The organism is Streptomyces sp. M41 (genome assembly GCF_043673425.1).
Lineage (GTDB): Bacteria > Actinomycetota > Actinomycetes > Streptomycetales > Streptomycetaceae > Streptomyces.
This window is the reverse complement of record NZ_JBIMKE010000045.1, coordinates 19,866-42,746: the sequence shown is the minus strand read 5'-3', so window position 1 is coordinate 42,746 and position 22,881 is coordinate 19,866. Positions and strand designations below refer to the sequence as shown.

The 22,881-nt window shown below is 69.3% G+C and carries 19 protein-coding genes and 3 pseudogenes; 13 read left to right on the top strand and 9 right to left on the bottom strand.

The window, feature by feature from the left end; all coding sequences use genetic code 11:
* Position 1 precedes the first annotated feature (1 nt).
* Complete coding sequence (locus ACHBTE_RS34090; protein WP_394729308.1) at positions 2-976, bottom strand: GNAT family N-acetyltransferase; 975 nt, start codon at positions 974-976, stop codon at positions 2-4.
* 258 nt (positions 977-1,234) lie between these two features.
* Between ACHBTE_RS34090 and ACHBTE_RS34085 the strand changes: the two are divergent.
* Positions 1,235-1,490 (top strand): annotated as a pseudogene (locus ACHBTE_RS34085) (sodium-independent anion transporter); the annotation flags it as partial.
* A gap of 87 nt (positions 1,491-1,577) precedes the next feature.
* Here the strand turns inward: ACHBTE_RS34085 and ACHBTE_RS34080 are convergent.
* Entirely contained in the window at positions 1,578-2,000 is a 423-nt protein-coding gene (locus ACHBTE_RS34080; protein ID WP_394729306.1) for a hypothetical protein, read from the bottom strand.
* A 179-nt stretch (positions 2,001-2,179) separates the two neighbouring features.
* Positions 2,180-2,740, bottom strand: a complete 561-nt coding sequence (locus ACHBTE_RS34075; RefSeq protein ID WP_394729304.1) for a hypothetical protein — start codon at positions 2,738-2,740, stop codon at positions 2,180-2,182.
* 446 nt (positions 2,741-3,186) lie between these two features.
* On the opposite strand from ACHBTE_RS34075, the gene kdpF reads away from it, so the two are divergent.
* The 6 genes and pseudogenes from kdpF (at position 3,187) to ACHBTE_RS34045 (ending at position 11,142) form a co-directional block, all read left to right on the top strand.
* Positions 3,187-3,276 carry a K(+)-transporting ATPase subunit F gene (gene kdpF / locus ACHBTE_RS34070; RefSeq protein WP_067057375.1) on the top strand — a complete coding sequence of 30 codons (90 nt, stop codon included), beginning with the start codon at positions 3,187-3,189 and terminating at the stop codon, positions 3,274-3,276.
* An 8-nt stretch (positions 3,277-3,284) separates the two neighbouring features.
* Complete coding sequence (gene kdpA / locus ACHBTE_RS34065) at positions 3,285-4,949, top strand: potassium-transporting ATPase subunit KdpA (protein WP_394729301.1); 1,665 nt, start codon at positions 3,285-3,287, stop codon at positions 4,947-4,949.
* A complete protein-coding gene (gene kdpB / locus ACHBTE_RS34060; protein WP_394729299.1) occupies positions 4,946-7,090 on the top strand; it encodes a potassium-transporting ATPase subunit KdpB in 2,145 nt (714 codons plus the stop codon). The genes kdpA and kdpB overlap by 4 nt, the downstream gene beginning before the upstream one ends.
* Before the next feature lie 5 nt (positions 7,091-7,095).
* Positions 7,096-7,767, top strand: coding sequence for a potassium-transporting ATPase subunit C (locus ACHBTE_RS34055; protein WP_394729297.1), 672 nt, complete (start codon positions 7,096-7,098; stop codon positions 7,765-7,767).
* A 131-nt stretch (positions 7,768-7,898) separates the two neighbouring features.
* Positions 7,899-8,583 (top strand): annotated as a pseudogene (locus ACHBTE_RS34050) (response regulator).
* Between the two features lie 12 nt (positions 8,584-8,595).
* Complete coding sequence (locus ACHBTE_RS34045) at positions 8,596-11,142, top strand: DUF4118 domain-containing protein (protein WP_394729295.1); 2,547 nt, start codon at positions 8,596-8,598, stop codon at positions 11,140-11,142.
* 45 nt (positions 11,143-11,187) lie between these two features.
* Here the strand turns inward: ACHBTE_RS34045 and ACHBTE_RS34040 are convergent, their stop codons facing one another.
* Positions 11,188-11,847 carry a DUF1707 domain-containing protein gene (locus ACHBTE_RS34040; protein ID WP_394729332.1) on the bottom strand — a complete coding sequence of 220 codons (660 nt, stop codon included), beginning with the start codon at positions 11,845-11,847 and terminating at the stop codon, positions 11,188-11,190.
* A 237-nt stretch (positions 11,848-12,084) separates the two neighbouring features.
* Between ACHBTE_RS34040 and ACHBTE_RS34035 the strand changes: the two genes are divergently transcribed.
* Complete coding sequence (locus tag ACHBTE_RS34035; RefSeq protein WP_394729293.1) at positions 12,085-12,951, top strand: GNAT family N-acetyltransferase; 867 nt, start codon at positions 12,085-12,087, stop codon at positions 12,949-12,951.
* Between the two features lie 267 nt (positions 12,952-13,218).
* Positions 13,219-14,307 (top strand): hypothetical protein, encoded by a 1,089-nt coding sequence (locus ACHBTE_RS34030; RefSeq protein WP_394729330.1) that lies wholly within the window; start codon positions 13,219-13,221, stop codon positions 14,305-14,307.
* A 122-nt stretch (positions 14,308-14,429) separates the two neighbouring features.
* Here the strand turns inward: ACHBTE_RS34030 and ACHBTE_RS34025 are convergent.
* From ACHBTE_RS34025 to ACHBTE_RS34015, 3 genes and pseudogenes are all read right to left on the bottom strand, one after another.
* A pseudogene (locus ACHBTE_RS34025) lies at positions 14,430-14,804 on the bottom strand (GntR family transcriptional regulator); the annotation flags it as partial.
* The gene (locus ACHBTE_RS34020; RefSeq protein WP_394729291.1) at positions 14,797-15,591 is read right to left on the bottom strand and encodes a hypothetical protein; all 795 of its coding nucleotides are present in this window, start codon (positions 15,589-15,591) and stop codon (positions 14,797-14,799) included. The gene ACHBTE_RS34020 and the pseudogene ACHBTE_RS34025, both read right to left, overlap by 8 nt.
* A 170-nt stretch (positions 15,592-15,761) precedes the next feature.
* Positions 15,762-16,322: a TetR/AcrR family transcriptional regulator gene (locus tag ACHBTE_RS34015; protein ID WP_394729289.1), complete on the bottom strand. Its 561-nt coding sequence runs from the start codon at positions 16,320-16,322 to the stop codon at positions 15,762-15,764.
* Positions 16,323-16,476: 154 nt separating this feature from the next.
* Here ACHBTE_RS34015 and ACHBTE_RS34010 point away from each other — a divergent pair, with 154 nt between their 5' ends.
* Positions 16,477-18,105 (top strand): carboxylesterase/lipase family protein, encoded by a 1,629-nt coding sequence (locus ACHBTE_RS34010; protein WP_394729287.1) that lies wholly within the window; start codon positions 16,477-16,479, stop codon positions 18,103-18,105.
* A 153-nt stretch (positions 18,106-18,258) separates the two neighbouring features.
* Here the strand turns inward: ACHBTE_RS34010 and ACHBTE_RS34005 are convergent, their stop codons facing one another.
* Positions 18,259-19,185 (bottom strand): NADP-dependent oxidoreductase, encoded by a 927-nt coding sequence (locus tag ACHBTE_RS34005; RefSeq protein WP_394729285.1) that lies wholly within the window; start codon positions 19,183-19,185, stop codon positions 18,259-18,261.
* Between the two features lie 133 nt (positions 19,186-19,318).
* Here ACHBTE_RS34005 and ACHBTE_RS34000 point away from each other — a divergent pair, with 133 nt between their 5' ends.
* The 3 genes from ACHBTE_RS34000 to ACHBTE_RS33990 all read left to right on the top strand — a co-directional run bounded on the left by ACHBTE_RS34000 (position 19,319) and on the right by ACHBTE_RS33990 (position 22,083).
* Complete coding sequence (locus tag ACHBTE_RS34000) at positions 19,319-20,362, top strand: GlxA family transcriptional regulator (protein WP_394729283.1); 1,044 nt, start codon at positions 19,319-19,321, stop codon at positions 20,360-20,362.
* Positions 20,363-20,456: 94 nt separating this feature from the next.
* Positions 20,457-21,422, top strand: coding sequence for a DUF1152 domain-containing protein (locus ACHBTE_RS33995; protein ID WP_394729281.1), 966 nt, complete (start codon positions 20,457-20,459; stop codon positions 21,420-21,422).
* Positions 21,423-21,540: 118 nt separating this feature from the next.
* A complete protein-coding gene (locus ACHBTE_RS33990; RefSeq protein ID WP_394729279.1) occupies positions 21,541-22,083 on the top strand; it encodes a GNAT family N-acetyltransferase in 543 nt (180 codons plus the stop codon).
* A gap of 187 nt (positions 22,084-22,270) precedes the next feature.
* Here ACHBTE_RS33990 and ACHBTE_RS33985 read toward each other — a convergent pair whose 3' ends face one another.
* Positions 22,271-22,795: a hypothetical protein gene (locus ACHBTE_RS33985; RefSeq protein WP_394729277.1), complete on the bottom strand. Its 525-nt coding sequence runs from the start codon at positions 22,793-22,795 to the stop codon at positions 22,271-22,273.
* Between the last annotated feature and the right edge of the window lie 86 nt (positions 22,796-22,881).

Genomic DNA, 22,881 nt, shown 5'->3' with positions numbered 1-22,881 from the left:
CTCAGCGCCAGTCGTCGATCACGTAGGCGTCCGGGTGGCTGTAGCCAGGTTCGTTGGGCTTGTGCATGGTCACGCCCAGCAGCCAGGTACGGAAACCGCGGTCGACCATGCGCCGGTAGGCATCCTGTCGGGCCAGGCTCATTCCGGCGTCCAGTTGCCCCAGTCCGTTCTCGGTGGCCAGCTGCTCGCACGCATTTAGCAGCCGTTCGAACCGGACGCCGGCGTCCGGGCCAGGGCGTACGGCGCCGAACTTGACGAAGCACACGTCCTCACCGGCCTCCGACCCCGCTCCGCAGTGGCAGACGGCCAGACCGTCCAGGTCGGAGTCGGCGCCTTCGAGGAGGACGGTGTCACCGAGCCCCTGCGCCTGTGTGGCCATGACCTCGCGCTCCAGGCTCAGGCCCTCGTACACGGCCCCCGTCAGCGCGCGGCTGAGGCTCAGTGCGTCGGACCGCTCTGCGGCGGTCAGCTCGCCGTACAGCAATCGGCCGGGGACTGCGGCGCTGACGGTGACCTGTTTCTTCATGATGGCTGTAAGGAATCTGGGCCAGAAACCGTACCGGCGGTAGAGCTCGAGGTGCTTGGGACTGTGCGAGAAGGTGAACAGGCCGAGGTGACGGTTCTCCCAGGTGTCGAAGCAGGCCATGACCGGCTCCATGAGGCGCATGCCGATGCCCTGGTCCCACAGATCCGGATGTACGGTCAGCGGGCCGAAGAACCCGACGCTGCCCCAGTTGGCGGCGAAGTTCGACCCGACGACCTCGTCCTCGACGGTCGCTGCGAAGGCTGCGTGTGGATCTGCCGCCCAGCGGGTGCGGACGTAGTCGGCGGTGCCGAAGAACGTCTTCGGATCAGGGGCCCCGAGGAAGGTCCCGAAAGCGACCCTGAAGATCTCGTCGGCCCGATCCAGGTCCGGCTCGACCAGCGGGCGGACCGACACCGAGGCGGCGACACTCGTTCGCTTCGCTGCGGGCATGATCGCTCTCCTTCCGCCCCCACTTCCATCGCACCACGGACGTGCGCCGCGGGCGACGCGGCAGGTCCTGCTGTACCCCAGGGATCTAGTGGCCGCGTTTCCCGCCGACCGGGCGGCCGTCTTCCTGCCGATCGACGACCAGCCGGCCCCCGATCGGGCTCCACCTCTTCGACCCGGACCTTCGCGTGCTGCGCGTCAACACCGCGACCCCCTTTCGTGCAGAGATCGCCACCGGGCGATCTCAGAGGGCGACGATTCGTGGTCACCGTGGCGTGTGTGGTTGCCACGCACAACCTTGCCATCGGTGTCGTCATCGGCAGCATCACCGCGATGGTCATCTTCGCCAAACGTGTCGCCCACCTCGCCGAGGTCACCGCGATCATGGACCCCGACAACTCCACGGTCGTCTACCGGGTCACCGGCGAGCTGTTCTCCGCCTCCTCCAACGACCTCGTCGGTCGGTTCGACTACGTCACCGGTCCCCGACACGGTCGTCATCGACCTGTCCGCGGCAGGGTGTATGCGTGGGGCTGCCGACATGGTCGACTCACGGGTCGACGAGACCGCCCGCCCTGTGAGTGGGGCGTTCGGGGTGGGGCCGTCAGGTCACCAGTAGGCGGTTGAAGAACGAGCGGTAGTGGCGCAGGGCCTGGCGCAGGTCCTCGGTGTTCGCCTCTTCACCTCGGTTCCACTGTCCTTCCAGTTCCTGCTTGTGGTCGGCGAATGTCGTGGCCAGTCTCTGCATCACGTCGGCGACGAGTGCGTCGGCGTTGTGCACGGCATCGCGAGGATCGTCCACGAACGTGTTCTGTATGTCGTGCCAGCGCGTGCGGAAACCCTCTTCGTCTTCCGGGGTGAGCAGCTGGGGTGCCTCTTCCTCGGAATGGGCCCCGTCCTGGCGTCGGGTGACCTGATCGTCGGCTGCCGCCACCTCCTCCTCACGAGCGCCGGCGTCGGCTCCCGTGGCCTCGTCACCCGTGCGCTTGATCGGCGTGGCAGTGCTTTCCCCGGGGAACGTCGGCACGTCGGCAGGCGTTCCCGCGGCCTCCTCGTGAGTGGACCTGTCGCGAGGCTGTGCAAGGTCGTCCGTGGACAGGCCACTCGCGGTGGCGGCATCCGGTGTGTGCTTCTGTTGCATGTCTCCTCCGCTCCCGGAAGGCCTGAGGCACCGGGTCTGGGCGGCGGCCCGGCCGGTTGAGCGGTTCAGGCCGGTGCGGCGCGGCGAGGTTCGCCGCCGTCGGTGAGTAGATCGTCGAACAGGGCCCGGTAGTGGACCATGGCCCCCCGCAATTGTTCGGTGGTCGCCTCGTGCCGGCGGCTGAGCACGTCGACATCGTGGGCGGCCCGATAGTGTTCGAGTGTGCGGCTGTGCTGGACCGACAGGTCCTTGAGCTGTTGGTCGAAGTCCTGGGTCGGATAGCCACGTTCGTGCATCAAGGAGGTCACCAGCTGGTCGGCGTCGTGCACCGCCTCCTCAGGCTGGTCCACGAACTCTTCCTGCACGCTGGTCCACTCCCGGGTGTATCGATCCCTGACCTCGCTGTCCAGCGGCTTGATCTCCAGTGAGTCGTGCCGCTTCTCACGGGCCCTGAGCTCTCGCTCGCCGGCCGTGCGGCTGTCGGCATCCTCAATCGTGCGTTCGTACTCCGGACCGAAGCGCTCGCGCAGCTTTCGGCGGCGCATCATCAGCAAGGTTGCCAAGGCTACGACGATGATCACCGCCGCGATGGGGATGATGATCGCCAGAAGTGTCCCGGTTGACATCGGCCGACCTCCTGACCGCCCCCTTTGTTCCTTACAAGCCGGATCTCCCTTTCTGTTTCTTTGAAACAGCTCAGCAAACGGTCGGCCCGCTACCACCGGAGCCTTCCGGATCCTTTGCACGCGGAACCCCTGTACCAGTCGCGCATCGGCCCCTCCTACGCCGTCGGCGAGCGTCTCCAGCGTCACCAGCGGCATCTGCGGCACTCGAGCACCGCTCAGGGACAGGGGCCGTAACAGGGGCCGTAAAAGTCCCGTCAAAGCCGCGGGTGCCGCCGTAAGGGAGCCGTCAACGACGACCGGATCCAGCCAGAGAGGCGCTTTCCTCTAAGCGTCCGTACTTTCCGAACCTCACTCCAGGAGTCCGCGATGGCCGATCTGGCCTTCGTCGTCACCACGATCGCCGCGTTCGCATGGGTGGCCTTCGTCGCCAAGGGGGTGACGAAGCTGTGACCGTCGAGAACATCGTCGGCCTGGTCGTGGCCGTCGCCCTGCTGGGCTATCTCGTCCTCGCCCTGATCTTCCCGGAGAGGTTCTGAGACAAGAGATGGGTCCCGTACTCGCGGGCGTGCTCCAGCTGCTCGCCCTGATAGCGGCGCTGGCGCTCGCCTACAAGCCCCTCGGCACCTACATGGCCAAGGTCTACTCCTCCGACAAGCACTGGCGCGTCGAGAAGTGGATCTACAAGGGCATCGGTGCCGACCCCGACACCCAGATGCGCTGGCCCGCGTACCTGCGCGGCGTCCTCGCGTTCTCGGCCGTCGGTGTCCTGTTCCTGTACCTGCTGCAGAGGCTCCAGGGTGTGCTTCCCGGTTCGCTGGGCTTCGCGTCCATCGACCCGGACCAGGCGTTCAACACCGCCGTGTCCTTCGTCACCAACACCAACTGGCAGTCCTACTACGGCGAGCAGGCCATGGGCCACGTCGTGCAGACCGCCGGTCTGGCCGTGCAGAACTTCGTCTCCGCCGCTGTCGGTATCGCCGTCGCCGTGGCACTCGTGCGCGGCTTCGCCCGCTCGCGCACCGGTGAGCTGGGCAACTTCTGGGCCGACCTGGTGCGCGGCACCGTCCGCATCCTGGTGCCGATCGCCGCGCTCGCCGCGGTCGTGCTGGTCGCCTGCGGTGCCATCCAGAACTTCTCCGGCATCCACGAGGTCGGCCAGTTCATGGGCGGGCAGCAGCAGTGGAACGGCGGCGCGGTCGCCTCGCAGGAGGCGATCAAGGAGCTGGGCACCAATGGCGGCGGCTACTTCAACGCCAACAGCGCCCACCCCTTCGAGAACCCCACCCCGTTCACGAACCTCTTCGAGATCTTCCTGATCCTCGTCATCCCGTTCGCGCTGACGCGGACGTTCGGGGTCATGGTCGGTTCGGTGAAGCAGGGCTACGCGATCCTGGCCACGATGGCGACCATCTGGGTCGGATTCGTCGCCCTGATGATGTGGACCGAGTTCTCCCACCACGGCCCGGCGTTCGACATCGCCGGTGGCGCGTACGAGGGCAAGGAGGTCCGCTTCGGCGTGGGCGCCTCGTCGATCTTCGCGGTGTCGACCACGCTCACCTCGACCGGCGCGGTGGACTCCTTTCACTCCTCCTTCACCGGACTCGGCGGCGGCATCACCATGCTCGGCATGATGCTGGGCGAGATCGCGCCCGGCGGTGTCGGCTCCGGCCTCTACGGCATGCTGATCATGGCGATCATCGCGGTGTTCATCGCGGGTCTGATGGTCGGCCGTACGCCCGAGTACCTGGGCAAGAAGATCGGCTCCCGTGAGATCAAGCTGGCGGCCTGCTACATGCTCATCACCCCGGCGCTGGTGCTCGTCTTCACCGCCGCGGCGATGGCGCTGCCGACCCCGGGCAACTCGATGACCAACAGCGGGGCGCACGGGTTCTCCGAGATCCTCTACGCCTATACGTCCGCCTCGAACAACAACGGCTCGGCCTTCGCCGGTCTGAACGCGGACACGCAGTGGTTCAACTCGACGCTGGGCCTGTGCATGCTGTTCGGCCGTTTCCTGCCGATGGTGTTCGTGCTGGCGCTGGCCGGTTCGCTCGCGGAGCAGAAGCCGGTGCCGGAGACTGCGGGCACGCTGCGCACCGACAAGCCCCTGTACACGGGTCTGCTGGTCGGCACGATCATCATCATCACCGGTCTGACGTACTTCCCGGCGCTCGCGCTGGGCCCGCTGGCCGAGGGGCTGGCGTCATGACGACCCGTATTGAGAACCAAGAGGACTCGATGTCCACAGCCACTCCGACCCGGGCGCCGCACAGCGACGTACCCACCGGGCACAAGCCCGCCGAGGGCCGCGTGGGTGCCGGCCTGTTCGACCCGAAGCAACTGGTCAAGTCGCTGCCGGACGCCTTCCGCAAGCTCGACCCACGGGTGATGATCAAGTCCCCCGTGATGTTCGTGGTCCTGGTGGGGTCGGTGCTGACCACGCTCTTCTCCTTCAAGGACCCGGGCGACTGGTTCGGCTGGACCATCAGCGCCTGGCTGTGGCTGACCGTGATCTTCGCGAATCTCGCGGAGGCGGTCGCCGAGGGCCGCGGCAAGGCGCAGGCCGACACCCTGCGCAAGGCCAAGACCGACACGGTGGCTCGTCGGCTCGGCGGGTCCGGTGAAGAGCGGGTTCCGGGCACCGCGCTGAAGATCGGCGACCTGGTGGTCTGCGAGGCCGGCGACATCATCCCCGGCGACGGCGACGTCGTCGAGGGCGTCGCCTCCGTCGACGAGTCGGCGATCACCGGTGAGTCGGCGCCCGTCATCCGTGAGTCCGGAGGTGACCGGTCTGCCGTCACCGGCGGTACGAAGGTCCTCTCCGACCGGATCGTCATCAAGATCACGACGAAGCCCGGCGAGACCTTCATCGACCGGATGATCAACCTGGTCGAGGGCGCGGCCCGGCAGAAGACGCCGAACGAGATCGCGCTCAACATCCTGCTCGCCTCGCTGACGATCGTCTTCCTGCTCGCCTGCGCCACGCTGCCGCCGCTGGCGGACTACGCGGGCACGCACCTGACGATGGTCGTGCTGGTCGCCCTGCTGGTCTGCCTGATTCCCACGACCATCGGCGCCCTGCTCTCCGCGATCGGCATCGCCGGCATGGACCGCCTGGTCCAGCGCAACGTCCTGGCCATGTCCGGCCGTGCGGTCGAGGCCGCCGGCGATGTCTCCACCCTGCTGCTCGACAAGACCGGCACCATCACCCTCGGCAACCGTCAGGCCGCCGAGTTCGTCCCCGTCACGGGTGTCACCGAGGCCGAGGTCGCCGACGCGGCCCAGCTGTCGTCGCTGGCCGACGAGACGCCCGAGGGCCGCTCCGTCGTCGTACTGGCGAAGGAGAGGTACGGCCTGCGCGAGCGTCACCAGGGCGAGCTGGCCGGCGCCGAGTGGATCACCTTCACGGCACAGACCCGGATGTCCGGCGTCGACCTCACCGAGGACGGTGTGTCCCGCAAGGTCCGCAAGGGCGCCGCGGGTTCGGTGATGGCCTGGGTGCAGGAGCGCGGCGGTTCCGTCGCCGACGACGCGGACACGGTCGCCAACCGCATCTCCGAGGCCGGTGGCACCCCGCTGCTGGTCGCCGTGGAGGACGACCGGGGAGCCCGCGTTCTGGGCGTCATCCACCTGAAGGACGTCGTCAAGGACGGCATGCGGGAGCGGTTCGAGGAACTGCGCCGCATGGGCATCAAGACCGTCATGATCACGGGCGACAACCCGCTCACCGCCAAGGCGATCGCCGAGGAGGCGGGCGTGGACGACTTCCTCGCCGAGGCGACTCCCGAGGACAAGATGGCCCTCATCAAACGGGAGCAGGCGGGCGGCAAGCTGGTCGCGATGACCGGAGACGGCACGAACGACGCGCCGGCGCTCGCCCAGGCGGATGTCGGCGTGGCCATGAACACGGGCACGTCGGCCGCCAAGGAGGCCGGCAACATGGTCGACCTCGACTCCAACCCGACCAAGCTCATCGAGATCGTCGAGATCGGCAAGCAACTCCTCATCACCCGGGGCGCCTTGACCACGTTCTCCATCGCCAACGACGTCGCGAAGTACTTCGCGATCATCCCGGCGCTGTTCGCGGTGGTCTACCCGGGCCTGGACAAGCTCAACGTCATGGGCCTGTCCTCGCCGGACTCCGCGATCCTGTCCGCGGTGATCTTCAACGCCTTGGTCATCATCGCGCTGGTCCCGCTGTCTCTGAAGGGCGTGCAGTACCGGCCGGTCAGCGCGGACAAGATGCTGCGCCGCAACCTGACCGTCTACGGTCTCGGCGGCCTGATCGCGCCCTTCATCGGCATCAAGCTCATCGACCTGCTCATCTCGCTGATCCCCGGGATCGGATGAAGGACATGAACAACTCCGTTACGAACACTGCCCGGTTGCTCGGGGCGGGCCTGCGTGCTCTCCTCGTGCTCACCCTGGTCACCGGCGTCATCTACCCGCTGGTCGTCACCGGCATCGCGCAGGGGCTGTTCAACAGCACGGCGAACGGCTCCCAGGTCAAGGACCACACCGGCAAGGTCGTCGGCTCGTCCCTGATCGGGCAGTCCTACAACCTGCCGCTGAAGAACGGCGAGGAGACCCCGGCGCCCGACCTGAAGTGGTTCCAGGGCCGCCCGCAGAACGGCCTCGGCACCAACAGCGTCAACACCCAGTACAAGCTCATCCTGTCCGGCGCGACCAACCGGTCCGGCGACGACGACGAGCTCATCCAGTGGGTGAAGGACGCCAAGGCCGCCGTCGTCAAGGACAACTCGACAGCCGACCACAAGGTCGAGCAGGCCGAAGTGCCCGCCGACGCCGTGACGTCGTCCGGCTCGGGCCTGGACCCGGACATCTCCCCGCAGTACGCGGACATCCAGGTCCACCGGATCGCCGAGAAGAACGGCCTGCCGGTCGCCCAGGTGCAGAAGCTCGTCGACGACCACACCGAGGGACGCACTCTGGGCTTCATAGGCGAGCCCCGGGTGAACGTCCTGGAGCTCAACATCGCGCTCAAGGACCTCCTGGCCAAGAGCTGATGGCGTTACGCGACACACAGGGGAGTTGGCGGTCCGGGAGAGATACCCGACCGTCAACTCCCTTAGGGAGGAGACCGGTTGCACCGCTCGCGGTGCACAAGCCCGACGTAGGACAGGAAAGGCGTACACCCATGACTCGGGTGCTGGTGGTGGAGGACGATCCGCAGCTCGTACGGGCCCTCGTCATCAGTCTTCAGGCGCGCCACTACGGCGTCGACGCGGCCCCGGACGGTGCCACCGCCCTGCGCCTGGCCGCCACCCGCCGGCCCGACGTGGTCCTGCTCGACCTGGGACTGCCCGACATGGACGGCGTCGACGTCATCAAGGCCCTGCGGTCCTGGACGCGGGTACCGGTCCTCGTCCTCTCCGCCCGCCGGGCGTCCGAGGAGAAGGTCGCCGCGCTCGACGCCGGAGCCGACGACTACATCACCAAACCCTTCAGCATGAACGAACTGCTCGCCCGGCTGCGGGCCGCCGTCCGCCGCACCGAGGACGCCTCGCACGCACCCGGGACGACGCTCGTCGAGACGGCCGATTTCACCATCGACCTGCTCGCCAAGAAGGTGAACAGGGGCGGGCACGACATCCGCCTGACGCCCACCGAGTGGCATCTGCTGGAGATCCTGGTCACCAGCCCGGGACGGCTGATCACGCAGAAGCACCTGCTCCAGGAGGTCTGGGGGGGTGTCCCACAGCAGTAAGACCAACTACCTGCGGGTCTATATGGCGCAGCTGCGGCGCAAGCTGGAGACCGATGCCGCCCACCCCCGCTATCTCATCACCGAGCCCGGCATGGGCTACCGCTTCGAAGGCTGACCGAGGGACGACATGGCACGCGGCAAGCTCCGGATCTACCTCGGCGCGGCCCCCGGCGTCGGCAAGACCTACGCCATGCTGTCCGAGGCGCACCGCCGTGTGGAGCGGGGCACCGACTGCGTGGTCGCCATCGTGGAGCACCATCACCGGCCGCGCACCGAGGTGATGCTGCACGGGCTGGAACAGGTACGGCGACGGGAGCTGGACTACCGGGACACCACATTCACCGAGATGGACGTGGACGCCGTCCTCGCCCGCCGACCCGACGTGGCACTCGTGGACGAACTCGCCCACACCAACGTCCCCGGCTCCCGCAACGCCAAGCGCTGGCAGGACGTCGAGGAACTGCTGGCCGCCGGGATCGACGTCATCTCCACGGTGAACATCCAGCACCTGGAGTCCCTCGGCGATGTCGTGGAGTCCATCACGGGCGTACGGCAGCGGGAGACCGTCCCCGACGAGGTCGTACGGCGGGCCGACCAGATCGAGCTGGTCGACATGTCACCGCAGGCGCTGCGCCGACGGATGGCACACGGCAACATCTACAAGCCCGACAAGGTCGACGCCGCCCTGTCGAACTACTTCCGCCCCGGCAACCTCACCGCCCTGCGCGAGCTCGCGCTGCTGTGGGTGGCCGACCGGGTGGACGCCTATCTGACCGAGTACCGCAGCGAACACCGGGTGTCGACGATCTGGGGGTCGAGGGAGCGGATCGTCGTAGGGCTGACCGGCGGGCCGGAGGGCCGGACGCTGATCCGCCGCGCCGCGCGGCTCGCGGAGAAGGGTGCCGGCGGTGAGGTGCACGCCGTGTACATATCCCGCAGCGACGGCCTCACCGCGGCCTCCCCGAAGGAACTCGCCGTCCAGCGCACGCTCGTCGAGGACCTCGGAGGCACCTTCCACCACGTCGTCGGCGAGGACATACCGGACGCGCTGCTGGACTTCTCCCGCGGAGTCAACGCCACCCAGATCGTCCTGGGCGTCTCCCGCCGCAAGAGCTGGCAGTACGTCTTCGGACCGGGCGTAGGCGCCACGGTCGCCCGCGACTCCGGACCCGACCTCGACGTCCACCTGATCACCCACGACGAGGCGGGCAAGGGCCGCGGACTCCCGGTCAACCGGGGCGCCCGCCTCGGCCGGTCCCGGCTGATCTGGGGCTGGCTGGTCGGTGTGGGCGGCCCCGTGCTGCTGACCTGGCTGCTCGGCGGAGTCTTCCCGGACGTGGGACTCGCCAACGACATGCTGCTCTTCCTGACGGCCACGGTGGCGGCGGCGCTGCTGGGCGGACTACTTCCGGCGCTGGCGTCGGCGGCGGCCGGATCGCTGCTCCTGAACTGGTACTTCACCCCGCCGGTCCGCACCCTCACCATCGCCGACCCCAAGAACATCGTCGCCATCGCGATCTTCGTCGGGGTGGCGGTGTCCGTCGCCTCCGTCGTCGACCTCGCCGTCCGCCGCACCCATCAGGCCGCCCGCCTGAGAGCGGAGTCGGAGATCCTCTCCTTCCTGGCCGGCAACGTCCTGCGCGGCGAGACCAGCCTGGAGGAACTGCTGGAACGGGTCCGAGAGACCTTCGGCATGGAATCGGCGGCGCTGCTGGAGCGGGCAAACGACGTGGCGCCCTGGACGTGCGCCGGGAGCGTGGGACCCCGGCCATGTGCCACCCCTGAGGAGGCGGACGTCGACGTGCCGGTCGGCGACCACATGGCCCTGGCGCTGACCGGACGGGTACCGCCGGCCGAGGACCGCCGGGTCCTCGCCGCCTTCGCCGCACAGGCCGCCGTGGTCCTGGACCGCCGGCGTCTCCAGCAGGAGGCCGACCAGGCCAAGGAGCTCGCCGAAGGCAACCGCATCCGCACCGCCCTGCTCGCCGCCGTCAGCCACGACCTGCGCACCCCCCTCGCCGGCATCAAGGCCTCGGTCACCTCCCTGCGTTCCGACGACGTCCAATGGTCCGAGGAGGACCAGGCGGAGCTGCTGGCAGCCATCGAGGAGGGCGCCGACCGCCTCGACCTCCTCGTGGGCAACCTCCTCGACATGTCCCGCCTCCAGACCGGCACCGTCACGCCGATCATCCGCGAGACCGACGTCGACGAGGTGATCCCGATGGCCCTCGGCGGCGTCCCCGAGGGCAGCGTCGATCTGGACATCCCGGAAACGCTGCCGATGGTCGCCGTGGACCGCGGCCTCATGGAACGCTCCGTCGCCAACATCGTCGAGAACGCGGTGAAGTACAGCCCCACCAACACCCCGGTCCTGGTCTCGGCGAGCGCCATCGCGAACCGGGTCGAGGTACGTGTCGTCGACCGCGGCCCCGGTGTCCCCGACGAGGCCAAGGACCGCATCTTCGAACCCTTCCAGCGCTACGGCGACGCCCCGCGCGGTGCCGGAGTGGGGTTGGGCCTGGCGGTCGCCCGCGGCTTCGCCGAGGCCATCGGCGGCACCTTGCAAGCCGAGGACACTCCGGGCGGCGGCCTCACGATGGTGCTGAGCCTGCCGCGAGCGGCGGGCCCCAGACCGCCGTCGGAACCGGACGTGCCCGTGACGGCGACCTCGTAGGCGCTTTCGTGACCTTGCACGACGCGTCAGCAGGGGGTACTGATGTCAATCGCCCGCAGGAAGCGACTTGGGCCTGCGCAGCAGCCACTCCCCGAACGTCCGACGCGGAGGCCGCACCACCACGCGGCCATGGGCCTTCTGACCGACGAGCTCCACTCGCAGAGTGACCGAGGCAGCGGAACGAGTCGGATCCTGACGGTACTTGACCTTGCTGTGCACGAGCTGCAGACCATCGGTATCGACCACGACGCCCGGCCGCGTGACCAGCGTCAGGGTCTTCCCGGCCATGTCCACATCGATCCGCAACGTGTCCTGCGTGATCACGGCCTCGGTGAAGTCGAGCGTCACCTCGCACCAGTACACCGCGAGCTCCATCCTTCGCGGCACCACCCAGCGCCCCAGCCGCTCGACAGGGCTGCTGTGGACCTGCTCGATCCGGACCACGTCCTTGACCTCTGCCTCAGACATGGCACCGGTAGCCGATACGGGCGGCAGGTCAGCGGTGAGCACGGCGAGTTCGCTCAGAGTCCGCGCCGACAGGGCGGCTTCCAGGCGTCCGTCCAACTCGTCCGCAGTCAGCAGGCCGTCCCCCGCGGCGATCCGCAGCACATCCACCACCCGGTCCCGGTCCGCATGAGAGGCCCGAAGCTCGGGCGACGAGCCGGATCCGGAGGGCTTCCCGGTGGGTGAATTCTCTCCCGACATGCTTCCGTCCTGCTCCTGTCGAACGTCTCGGCGCGACGCAACCGGCGGCGCGACCAGAAGACTAGCGCTATATCGCGACATGCACATCGGCCGAGCAGTGCGTCGGCCTCGTGGGGCGCGAGCGGGTAGCGCTGCAAGCTGTCGCGCCGCAGTGCCGGGGGAGCGGCCGACCACCTGGAAGCGTTCGGTCGGTTAATCGGTTGCACGCCGCCGACACCGGAGTGTCGGATCCCGTCCATGACGATCGAGCTGAGGACGCCGACGGCCGACGGAGTGCACCAGGCCACTGCGGTGCTGCGGGAGTGGCAGCACGACGAAGCACCGATGCAGCTGCATCCCGGGGACATCGGCTGGAACCACCGGTTCGGGACGGCCGAGACGGCCGCGGCGATGCGGACCTGGAGCCGGGACGGACGGATCCTCGCCGTCGGAATGCTGGATTCGCCGACGCTCGTGCGAATGACGGTCGCTCCCGACGCGTTACAGGACGAGGACTTGGCGCGGCGGCTCGTCGAGGACTTCTCGCTGCCCGAGCGCGGTGTGCTGCCGCAAGGAGCGGTGTCCGTCGAGGCGCCGCAAGGTGTGCTGCTCCACGACCTGTTGACCGAGGAGGGCTGGGGCGTCGACGAGCCGTGGACGCCGCTCTTCCGCGACCTCGCCGAGGCGGTGGAGGACCCCGGCGTGCGGATCAAGGAGATCGGCCCGGAGCAGGCACAGGACTTCGCGGACGTCCTGCGGTCCGCGTTCGACACCACGAAGCCCACGCGTGAATACCGGCACAAGATGTCCGCGGCACCGTTCTACGCCGACTCCCGATGCCTGGGTGCCTACGACGACCAGGGCAACGCCACGGCGGTGGTGACGGTCTGGTCGGCCGGCCCTGGGAAGCCGGGACTGGTCGAGCCGATGGGCGTCCACGCGGACCACCGCGGGCGCGGCCATGGCCGGGCGATCACCGTCGCCGGGGCCGCCGCACTGCGGGAGTTGGGCTCGTCGAGCGTGCGCGTGTGCACGCCGAGCTCCAACGTCGGCGGCGTCGCCACATACAGGGCGGCCGGGTTCGCGGCGAGGCCGGAGATCGCCGACCGGATCCGGAAGGCCTGACATCGGCGGCAGCGAACCACCACTGCGCGCCGGACTGCGAACCACTTCTGGGCGCCGGTCAGTAGCGGACGGCCCGCCGACCCTGACTTCCCCCACCGCCCGGCAGGCGGCAGCAAGCGCATGCGATCATGCGGACTGTTCTCGATCGACAGTGCATGTCATTGATCAGAGGGTCGAGCGAAAGGGCCCGCGTGCCATCGGGCATCGGGCAAATCAGGCGAGGACGGAGTCGGTGTGAGCGGGTCTGGGGGGCAGGACGGGTCGTCGGTGCCCGACGAGGAGTGGGAGCGGTTCCTCAGCGAATCGGTGAAGGGCGCGGCCGGGGCCCCGGTGGAGCCGTCGGCGCGTGCTCGTGAGGTGGGGCGGCGGCTGCGGGAGCGCTCCGGGCAGCCGGAGGGCTGGCGTACGTGCTCACCGGCCCGGCCCCGGCGCAGGACCGGCTGGTACGTGACCGGGCTGGTGGCCGCAGTGGCCCTCCTGGCCGTGGCGCTGCTCCCGCAGCAGGTCGTCGGCTGGTTCGGTGGTGATGACGCCGGGCAGGACGGGGGGCCGTTGGCCGCCGAGTCGCAACGTCCGCGGGAGGCGCCCGGAGCCGGGCCGAGTGGGCGCCCTACCCTCGCCGAACCCTTCCGGGGTTCACCTGCGGCCCGTTGGGCGGACGGAGCGGCAGGCATCACGGTGCCGCCGGCGAAGGCGACCGGCTGGATGGACACTGCTCAGGTCGAGCGGGCGCTGCGCCAGAGCCGGGACTTCCTGGTGGCCGCCGGGCTCGACTCCCGTGTGCTGCGTGGCGAGCGGCCCACGAAGGCGATCGCCCTGTTGAACCCGCACCAGCAGGACGTCCAGGACTATCTCCGCACCGCCCTCTCGTCGACGGCGCCCACTCCGGAGACGGACCCGCTGCTGCTGTTCAGCCGCTTCCGGCCCGGGCAGACCCGGCTGGTCGGTGACGTGGTCAAGACGCGCGGCCGGCTCATGTATCAGGAGGGGAAACGGGGGGCGGTCGAGGTGACGGCGGACGTCACCTTCGTGTATCCCGTGACCCCGGCCGGCGACAGCGGGCGGGACGCCGAGGTCGTCCGTACGATCGTGCGGCGCGAGGTGGTGATGAGCTGGGACGACCCCGCCAAGGTCATCACCGAACCGGGCACCATGTCCCTCGTCTCGTACACGCTCGACATGACCAACGGCGGCTGCTCGGCCCCGACCGGCTACTTCGTGCCGCCCTTCGGCACGGCCGACGAGCAGCCCGCCGACCCCACTCGGGTCGATCCGTACGACCGCAGCAAGCCGATCGACACGAGCGACGGCACGACGCCCACGGACAACGACTGCGCGACCGCAACCCGTTCCTAGAGCCGTTCGACGACGGCCAGTTACTAACGTTTGCTGCTCAAGCCTGTGACGTGTGCCGACGCCTCGACCGTCTCGGGGCCGCCTCTTCCGCTGTCGGCGGTGGCCGAAGCGGGGGCGGGCCCCGGGTCCAGGGCGTCGCGCACGGCGGCCAGGATGTCGTCCGTGTCGGCGCCCAGCGCTCGGGCGGCGGAGGTGAAGTCCCGGGCCAGAGTGGTGAGGTGGCCGGCATCGTGCGCGTACGGCGCGGACGGGAGCGCCGCGACCCGGGTGCCCGCGCCACGACGGGTACGGATCAGTTCGGCGCCCTCCAGCTCGCGGTAGGCGCGAGCCACGGTGCCCGGCGCCAGACCGAGGTCGGCGGCGAGCTGACGTACGGTCGGCAGCCGCTCGCCCTCGGCCAGCCGGCCGGTCCGGATCAGGGCGGCCAGCTGTGCACGGATCTGCTCGTACGGCGGTACTTGGCTGGTGGTGTCGACGTGTACGGCAGGGTCACTCACCGGCGAAACCCCCCTCGCCCGCTGCCTCGTCGTCGACCGCCCGGGGTGCCACCACGGTGACCAGGGACCATCCGAAGGAGAACAGGCTCAGCAGGCCCAGGGGGAAGGTGACCACGAGGGTGGCGGCGCCCAGGGGACCGGCGCAGGCATTCTCCGTGAGCGCGACGAAGATCATCACCACGACGAGCAGCACCTGGCTGGACACCAGCAGCCCCCAGGCTCCGGTGATCGCCCACGCGCGGTCTCGGCGCTGCTGGTCGTCGCCCGGGCCGTGGGCGATGCGGCGCAGGGCCCAGGCGCAGATGGGGGTTCCGACCGCGAGGGCGGCGAACATCGGGCCGCTGTAGTACAGACCGGGCCACGGACCGAGGGAGGTGCGCAGCCCTTCGCAGGTGACGGTGATGACACGCCCCGCTCTGCCGATCCGGTCGGGCTCGGAGGAGGCGGTGACCGCTCCGATCACCAGCAGGGTGACGAGGGATGCCGCCTGCACAAGGAGCAACGGCGCCATGCGGGGCGGAACCTGGTCGCGGACCAGGCGCGGGGTGAGACTCGCGGAGCGTACGGTTTCCTGGGTGCGCAGGGTCAGGGCGTCGCCGAACAGGACACCGCCCACCGCGCACAGGCCGAAAGCGGTGATGGCGAACACGAGGGGCATCGTGATGTCGCCGCTCTCCATCGTGACCAACTGCTGTGCCGCCACGATGCCGATGGCCAGACCGGACCAGCGGGCGTAGTGGTCGGCGTGGTCGAGGAAACGGGACCGGAGCGGGACGGTGTCGAGCATATGGAGATCCCCCCGGATCCTCTTGTGTCAAGTGATGGGTACAAGATGCCCTGGTCGGCATCTTGTGTCAAACACTCGATACAAGACGTGTAAAGGGGGGCGGCTTCCGCGAGTTGGGCCCCCGGCTTAGCAGTGGTCGGCCCATCGCCCCGGCCCTCGGGGGAGCGGTCTCACGCCTCCTCGGGCAGGTGGGCGGCCAGCGCCCGCAGACCCGTCAGGACCTCGTCGGCGGTGGGCGCGGACTCGGGGTCGGTGAGATGTTGCATCATCAGGCCGCTGACGAGGGCGAGCTGCACCGAGCCGAGGCTGCGGATCGTCGCGTCGGACAGCTCGGCCTCGGCGGTTCCGGTGACCTCTCGCGCCATGCCGCTGCGTCCCTGTTGCAGTCCGGCGGCCATCTGCTCCCGCAGTTCCGGATCGCGCTGTGCGCGCAGCACGGTCTCCAGATTGGCGATCCAGAAGGTCTTGTTGGCTGAGAACGCCTCGATCAGGCGACGCCACAGCGCGCCGAGGTCGTCGTCGCCCGCCGCCGGCCCGAAGGCCTGGCCCCCCGAGTCGAGAGCCTCGAAGAGCGCCTGGTTGAGCAGCGCCTCCTTCGAGCCGAAGTGATAGCCGATCGCCGCCATGCTCACACCCGCCGCGGAGGCGAGGTCGCGGACCGTCGTGCGCTCGTAGCCCTTGCTGAAGAGGCACTGCCTGGCGGCCTCCAGCAGCTTCTCCCGGTTTCCCATGACGCGGACCATAGCAACCACCTGCGCGTTTGCACCAGGCGCTCGCCTCAGGCAAACGCCTTATGCATCCGCCTTAGGCAAACGTCTTGCGCGTTTGCCCAAATCCTGGCTACCGTTCCGAGCGCCGAAGACCACACCGAGCCCGGGAGCCCAGATGAGCACCACGAAACCCCGCACAGCGGTCCTTGCCGCGGCCACAGTCTCCGCCACACTCGCCGCCACGCTGATCACGGCCGGCTCACTCTCCGCACACCCCAGCACCCAAGACGTCCCCCTCCGGGTGATGACGGCCGAGGGCCCGGTCCAGGGCACGCCCGCCGGCGCAGTCCGCACCTTCCAGGGCATTCCTTACGCGGCCTCGCCCACCGGCGATCGCAGGTGGAAGGAGCCTCAGCCGGTCCGCCGTTGGTCGTCGCCGCTGGACGCCCGCGCCCCGAAAAGCGCCTGCGCGCAGCCCACCGACCAGCCCATCTCGATCGAGGACGGCGGCAGCGAGGACTGCCTCTACCTGAACGTCACGACTCCGGCCAGGCGGACGACGGAAAGGCTGCCGGTCATCGTCTGGATCCACGGCGGCAGCTTCACCTACGGCGACGGCGCCACCTACCGCGCGGCCAAGCTGGCCGCAGCGCGGCAGGGAGCGATGGTCGTGACCATCAACTACCGGCTCGGAGCGTTCGGCTTCCTCTCCGCACCCGGCCTGCGCGCACCCGCCAACCTGGGCCTTCTCGACCAGCAGGCCGCACTGAAATGGGTCAACCGCAACGCCGGAACCTTCGGCGGCGACCCCCGGAACGTCACGATCATGGGGCAGTCGGGCGGCGGCTACAGCGTCTGCGCCCAGCTGGTCTCGCCCCGAGCCCGCGGGCTCTTCAGCAAGGCGATCGTGCAGAGTGCGGGCTGCGTCGGACCGGACGGCTCGGTCACCCGCGCACAGGCGGAGACCAACGGCCGCGCCGTCGCCGAATCCGCGGGCTGCGACGAGCCCCGCACCGCGGACTCCTGCCTGCGGCGCAGATCCACCGCCGAGCTCATCAAGGCGTCCGCCTCAGGGCACGAAGGCTACCGGCCAGTGGTGGACGGCACGCTGTTGCCCGAAGCCCCGTCGCGGGCGATCGCCGCCGGCCGGTTCGCCCGTGTGCCAGTACTGCACGGCTCCACTCACGACGAGATGAGCGGACTGGCCGGACTCGACGAAATCATGACGGGGGAGCCGCTGACCGCCGAGGGGTACGCCGAGAAGGTCACCGAGGAGTTCGGGAAGGACGCTCCCGCGGTCCTGGCCGAGTACCCGGTCGCGAACCACCCGGCGCCCGGGGCCGCGTTGTCGGCCGTACTGACCGACTCCGAGTGGTCGACCGCGGCACTCGACACCCAGCGCGCGCTGGCCCGCCACACCCCCGTCTATGCCTACGACTTCGCCGAAGCCGACGCCCCCTACTTCAAGAACGTGCCGCGGCCGAAGAGCTTCCCGCTCGGCAGCGGCCACATGATCGACCTGGCCTACCTCTTCGAGAACGACCTGTTCGAGCCACTCGACGCCGAGCAAGCCGGCCTGTCGGACACGGTGATCGCCTACTGGAGCCGGTTCGCGAGCACCGGGCACGTGAACGGGCACGGAACGCCACGTTGGAAGCGCTTCACGACCAGTAGCCCGTACGTGCAGCGGCTCGCCTCCGGCCGCACCGGCCAGACCGACTTCGCGGCCGACCACCACTACGCCTTCTGGAAGGCACTCGCCCCTCGCAGTGAGATGACCGGCCCGGCAGCGAAGACCTCCTGACGGAGAATCGGGCCCTCCCGGTCTCATCGCAGACCGCGTCCCGTCCCTCCGCCGCAGCCAACTGACCTCACTCGCCCGGAGCCCTGGGCCGATGCGCCCAGGGCTCCGACATGCTCGAGTGGCCACTCTTGACCACTGTCCGGCGGGATGCGGTCAGTCCACGCTGAGGACGATCTTCCCGGTGGTGCGGCCCTGCTCGCCGATCGCGTGCGCCTTCGCGGCCTCGGCCAGCGGTACGACGGTCTCCACGACGGGCTTGAGTGCGCCCTTCTCCACCAGGGCGGCGATCTCGCGCAGGCCCAGGTGGTCGGGCTCGACCAGCATCCAGATCGCCCGCACGTGATCGGGGAGGTCGGCAGGGACGTCGTCCGGTCCGGGCAGGGTGACCAGCCGACCACCCGCCCGCAGCACCGTCACGGAGCGCTCGGCGTTCTCACCGCCGAGCCCGTCCAGCACCACGTCCACGTCCTCGACCACGTCCTCGAAGCGGACCGTGCGGTAGTCGATCACCTCGTCCGCACCGAGCTCCCGCAGCAGGTCGTGCTTGCCGGCGCTGGCCGTGCCGATGACGTAGGCGCCACGAGCCTTGGCGATCTGCACGGCCAGATGGCCGACCCCGCCGGCCGCCGCGTGCACCAGCACCCGCTCACCGGCGCGCACACCGGCGGTGTCCACCAGGGCCTGCCAGGCGGTCAGCGCGGCCAGCGGCAGCGCCGCCGCCTCGACGTGGGTGAGGTTCGCCGGCTTGGGCGCGAGGTGACGGGCCGGGGCGACGACGTACTCGGCGTAGGCGCCGGCCTGCCGCGGGAACATCGGCATGCCGTACACCTCGTCCCCGGGGCGAAACATCCCCACGCCCGGCCCGACGGCCTCGACGGTGCCGGAGACGTCCCAGCCGACCGCCGGGATCTCGCCCCACTCGATCAGAGCGCCACTGGCCCGGGTCTTGAAGTCCACCGGGTTGACTCCGGCCGCGTGGACCCGGACCAGGACCTCGTTCAGCCCCGGCTCGGGCCGGGCGACCTCGCGCTCGACGAGCACTTCCGGACCGCCCCACTGCTCCACGACCACTGCACGCATGCTGTCCGCCTCACTCATTCATCTCGATCGAAGGTGGCCGCCCGGACCGTTCCCGGCGCGACGCAGTCCACGATCCGGCACCCGCCCCCCTCACGGTGTTGGCCGTTTGGCCACTATGTGACAGGATCTGGCCATGAGCGAGAAGCAGTGGCCGCCCACCGACCACCACCTCGTCCGCGCCGGCGCGGCACCAGGACCGCACCGCATCGCCGTCCTCGCCCTGCCCGGCGTCCCGCCCTTCGAGCTCGGCATCCCCTCCCGCGTCTTCGGCGCCGTCCTGGCCACCGACGGAAGCCCGCTGTACGAGGTCACCGTCTGCACCGCCGACGGCGCCCCGGTGCTCAGCGACGCCGGGTTCACCGTGCAGCCCGCGGCCGGCCCCGAGGCCCTGGCCGCCGCCGACACCGTGATCGTCCCGCCCACGCACGCCATGCCCGAGCTGGGCCGCGGCGGCCCACTGCCGCCCGAGGTCACCGCGGCCATCGCCGGCATCCGGCCCGGCACCCGCCTGGTGTCCATCTGCACCGGCTCCTACGTCCTGGCCGCCGCCGGACTCCTCGACGGCCGGCCCGCCACCACCCACTGGAACCTCGCCCCCGAGTTCCGCCGCGCCTACCCCCGCGTCAAGGTCGACGAGGAGGTCCTCTTCATGGACGACGGCGACGTCCTGACCTCCGCGGGCGTCGCCGCCGGCGTCGACCTGTGCCTGCACATGATCCGACGCGACCACGGCGCCGCCGCCGCCAACCGCGCCGCCCGCATGTGCGTCGTACCGCCCTGGCGGGACGGCGGGCAGGCTCAGTACATCGACCGCCCGGTCCCCGAACCCACCGTCGCCACCACCACCGCCACCCGCGCCTGGGCCCTGGAGCACCTCGGCGAACCCCTCTCCCTGAACCGCCTCGCCGAACACGCCCGGATGAGCCTGCGCTCCTTCACCCGCCGATTCCGGGACGAGGTCGGCATGACCCCCGTGCAGTGGCTCACCGCGCAACGCCTGGAACTGGCCAAGCAGTTGCTGGAGACCACCGACCTGTCGATCGACCTGGTCGCCCACCGCTCCGGCTTCGGCTCCGCGAACTCCCTGCGCGCCCACATGAGAGCGACCTTCGGCGTCTCACCCGCCACCTACCGCCGCACCTTCAGCCCCAGCGACTCCGCTTCCCTGAGCCTGTGACGAGAAGTCAGACGCCGATGTGAGCGTCAGGCCGCAGGTGCTGCAGGGTGAATTCGGGCTGGGTGCCGGCTCGCCCTCCTGCTACCGTCCTGCGGTGATCTCTCTGGGGGAGCCCGCTTTCTTCACCCGCCTGCGCGACGCGCGACGGGTGCTCATCGCCGGTGCGGGTGGCGGTTTCGACGTATACGCGGGTCTGCCGCTCGCGCTCGCGCTGTGGTCGGCGGGCAAGGAGGTGCACCTCGCCAACCTGTCCTTCGCCGACCTGTACGGCCTGGACCTCGATGTCTGGGTGGACCAGGACGTCGCGGCCGTCGGACCCGACACACCCCTGCGCGGCGACTACTTCCCTGAACGGACCCTCGCTCAGTGGCTCGTGACGCAGGATCTGCCCTCGACCGTGTACGCCTTCCCGAGCATCGGGGTCGGTCCGCTGCGGGCGGCTTACCGGAAGTTGATCACGCATCTCGGCGGTGTCGACGCGGTCGTGTTGGTGGACGGCGGGACCGACATCCTGATGCGCGGCGACGAACACGGCCTCGGCACCCCGGAGGAGGACATGGCCAGCCTGGCCGCCGTGGGCGGGCTCGACGAGGTCCCGCATCGGCTGGTGGCCTGCCTCGGCTTCGGAGTGGACGCGTATCACGGTGTGAACCACTCGCTCGTGCTGGAGAACCTGGCCGCCCTGGACCGGGACGGCGCCTATCTCGGCGCTTTCTCGCTGCTCGGGGCGGCGCGGGAGGGCGCGTTGTATCTCGACGCGGTGGCGCACGCCCAGCGCCACACCGCGAGCCACCCGAGCATCGTGAACGGATCCGTCGCCGCCGCCGTGCGTGGTGACTTCGGCGACGTCCGGTTCACGGAAAGAACCAAGGACGGTGAGCTGTTCGTCAACCCGCTGATGGCACTGTACTTCTGTGTGGACCTGCCCGGACTGGCCCGCCGCAATCTCTACCTCGGTCTGCTGGAACGGACTTCTCTGATGCGCCAGGTGAGTTCCGTGATCGAGGAGTTCCGCACCACGCTGCCCCGTCAGCGACCGCCGCGGGCATTCCCCCACTGACCCTTCATCCCGTACGGCCGACGGAAGCCGCCCTTGAAGGGGACCGCTGTACGGCGAGTGCTCACCCCGGTTTGCACCCCAGCCGGCCCTGCCCGGTGACGTGATCCAAAATAATTGGATGGTCACACTGGAGACTCCTCGATTGATCCTACGTCGCTGGCGCGAGGATGACGTTGCGCCCATGGCCGGCATCAATGCCGACCCCGAGGTCATGCGGTGGATCCGTGACGGCAGCGTCCGTGACGAGCGGCAGACGCGCGACGGGATCCAGGCATGGGAGGGGGAGTGGGAATCAAAGACCTTCGGTCTGTTCGCGGTGGAGATCCGGTCCACTGGTGAGCTGGCCGGGTTCACCGGCCTTTCGGTGCCGACCTACTTGCCGGAGGTGCTGCCGACGGTCGAGGTCGGCTGGCGGCTGGGACGTTCCCACTGGGGACAGGGCTTGGCCACCGAGGCCGCTACTGCCGCAGTACGGTTCGGGTTCGAAGAGCGAGGACTGGAGCGCATCGTCAGCATCGTTCAAGCGGGCAACGCCGCCTCCGAACGGATCACGACCAAGCTGGGGATGCATCCGGTCCATGAGACCGTGAATCCGACCTGCGGTCGGCGAGTACGGGTGTTCGAGTTGTGGGCGAACCAGTACGCCGCAACCGCTCGTTGATGCCGCACTCGACCACGTGCCGAACCAGCCTCGCGGATCCACCACAGTTCGAGGTGGCACTGCTCCCCGGAGCCACCCATCACCTTCTGCCGCTCACCGCGCCGGAGCAGCGGAACGACTTGCCGACGTTGATCCCGGGAGACCGGCCTTACCCAACCGTTCTCCCGGTCGCGTCCGGAAGGTCACCTCATGGGTATGAGGTGTCGTGGACGCCCACAGGCGCGCCCATGGCCCCTTGCAGGGCTTCCAGGAGCGAGCTCAGCTGACGGCCCTCGGGTTCCTTCAGGAACGCGGTCACGGCCTCATACACGTCCACCGTCGCATCGCCGTCGTAACCGCCGATGAGGAAACGGCCCAAGGTCGGCGACCCGGTGTCCTCGTCGAGTACCCAGGTGCCGCCGACGTCGCTGAACATGTACTCGGCGCAGTACACGGTCAGATACAGGTCGAAGGGCTTGTAGCCGATCATCTCGAACGGAGCGAGGTCTCCACAGGAGCTGATCGTGCTCATGTGCATGAGGCCGTGGCTCGGCGATTCCAGAAGCATCTCGGGCGGGTCCCATCGGGACAGCTCGCCCAGCCGGACGAGCAGGGCTCGACTGGCTTCAATCCATTCGGGCAGCAGCGCCCGGCGCTGTTCCAGCACGTCCGCCGCCGCGTCCGTGGACAACGGAACGGGCAGCGGATCCTTCGGGTCGAACGGGAATGCCACAAGTCCCCCTGATCTTCGAATGAAGCAGCCTGCACTCTACTTGCTGGCGAGTCGTCACCCTCGCAGTGTCGACTCCGGCGGGCGAC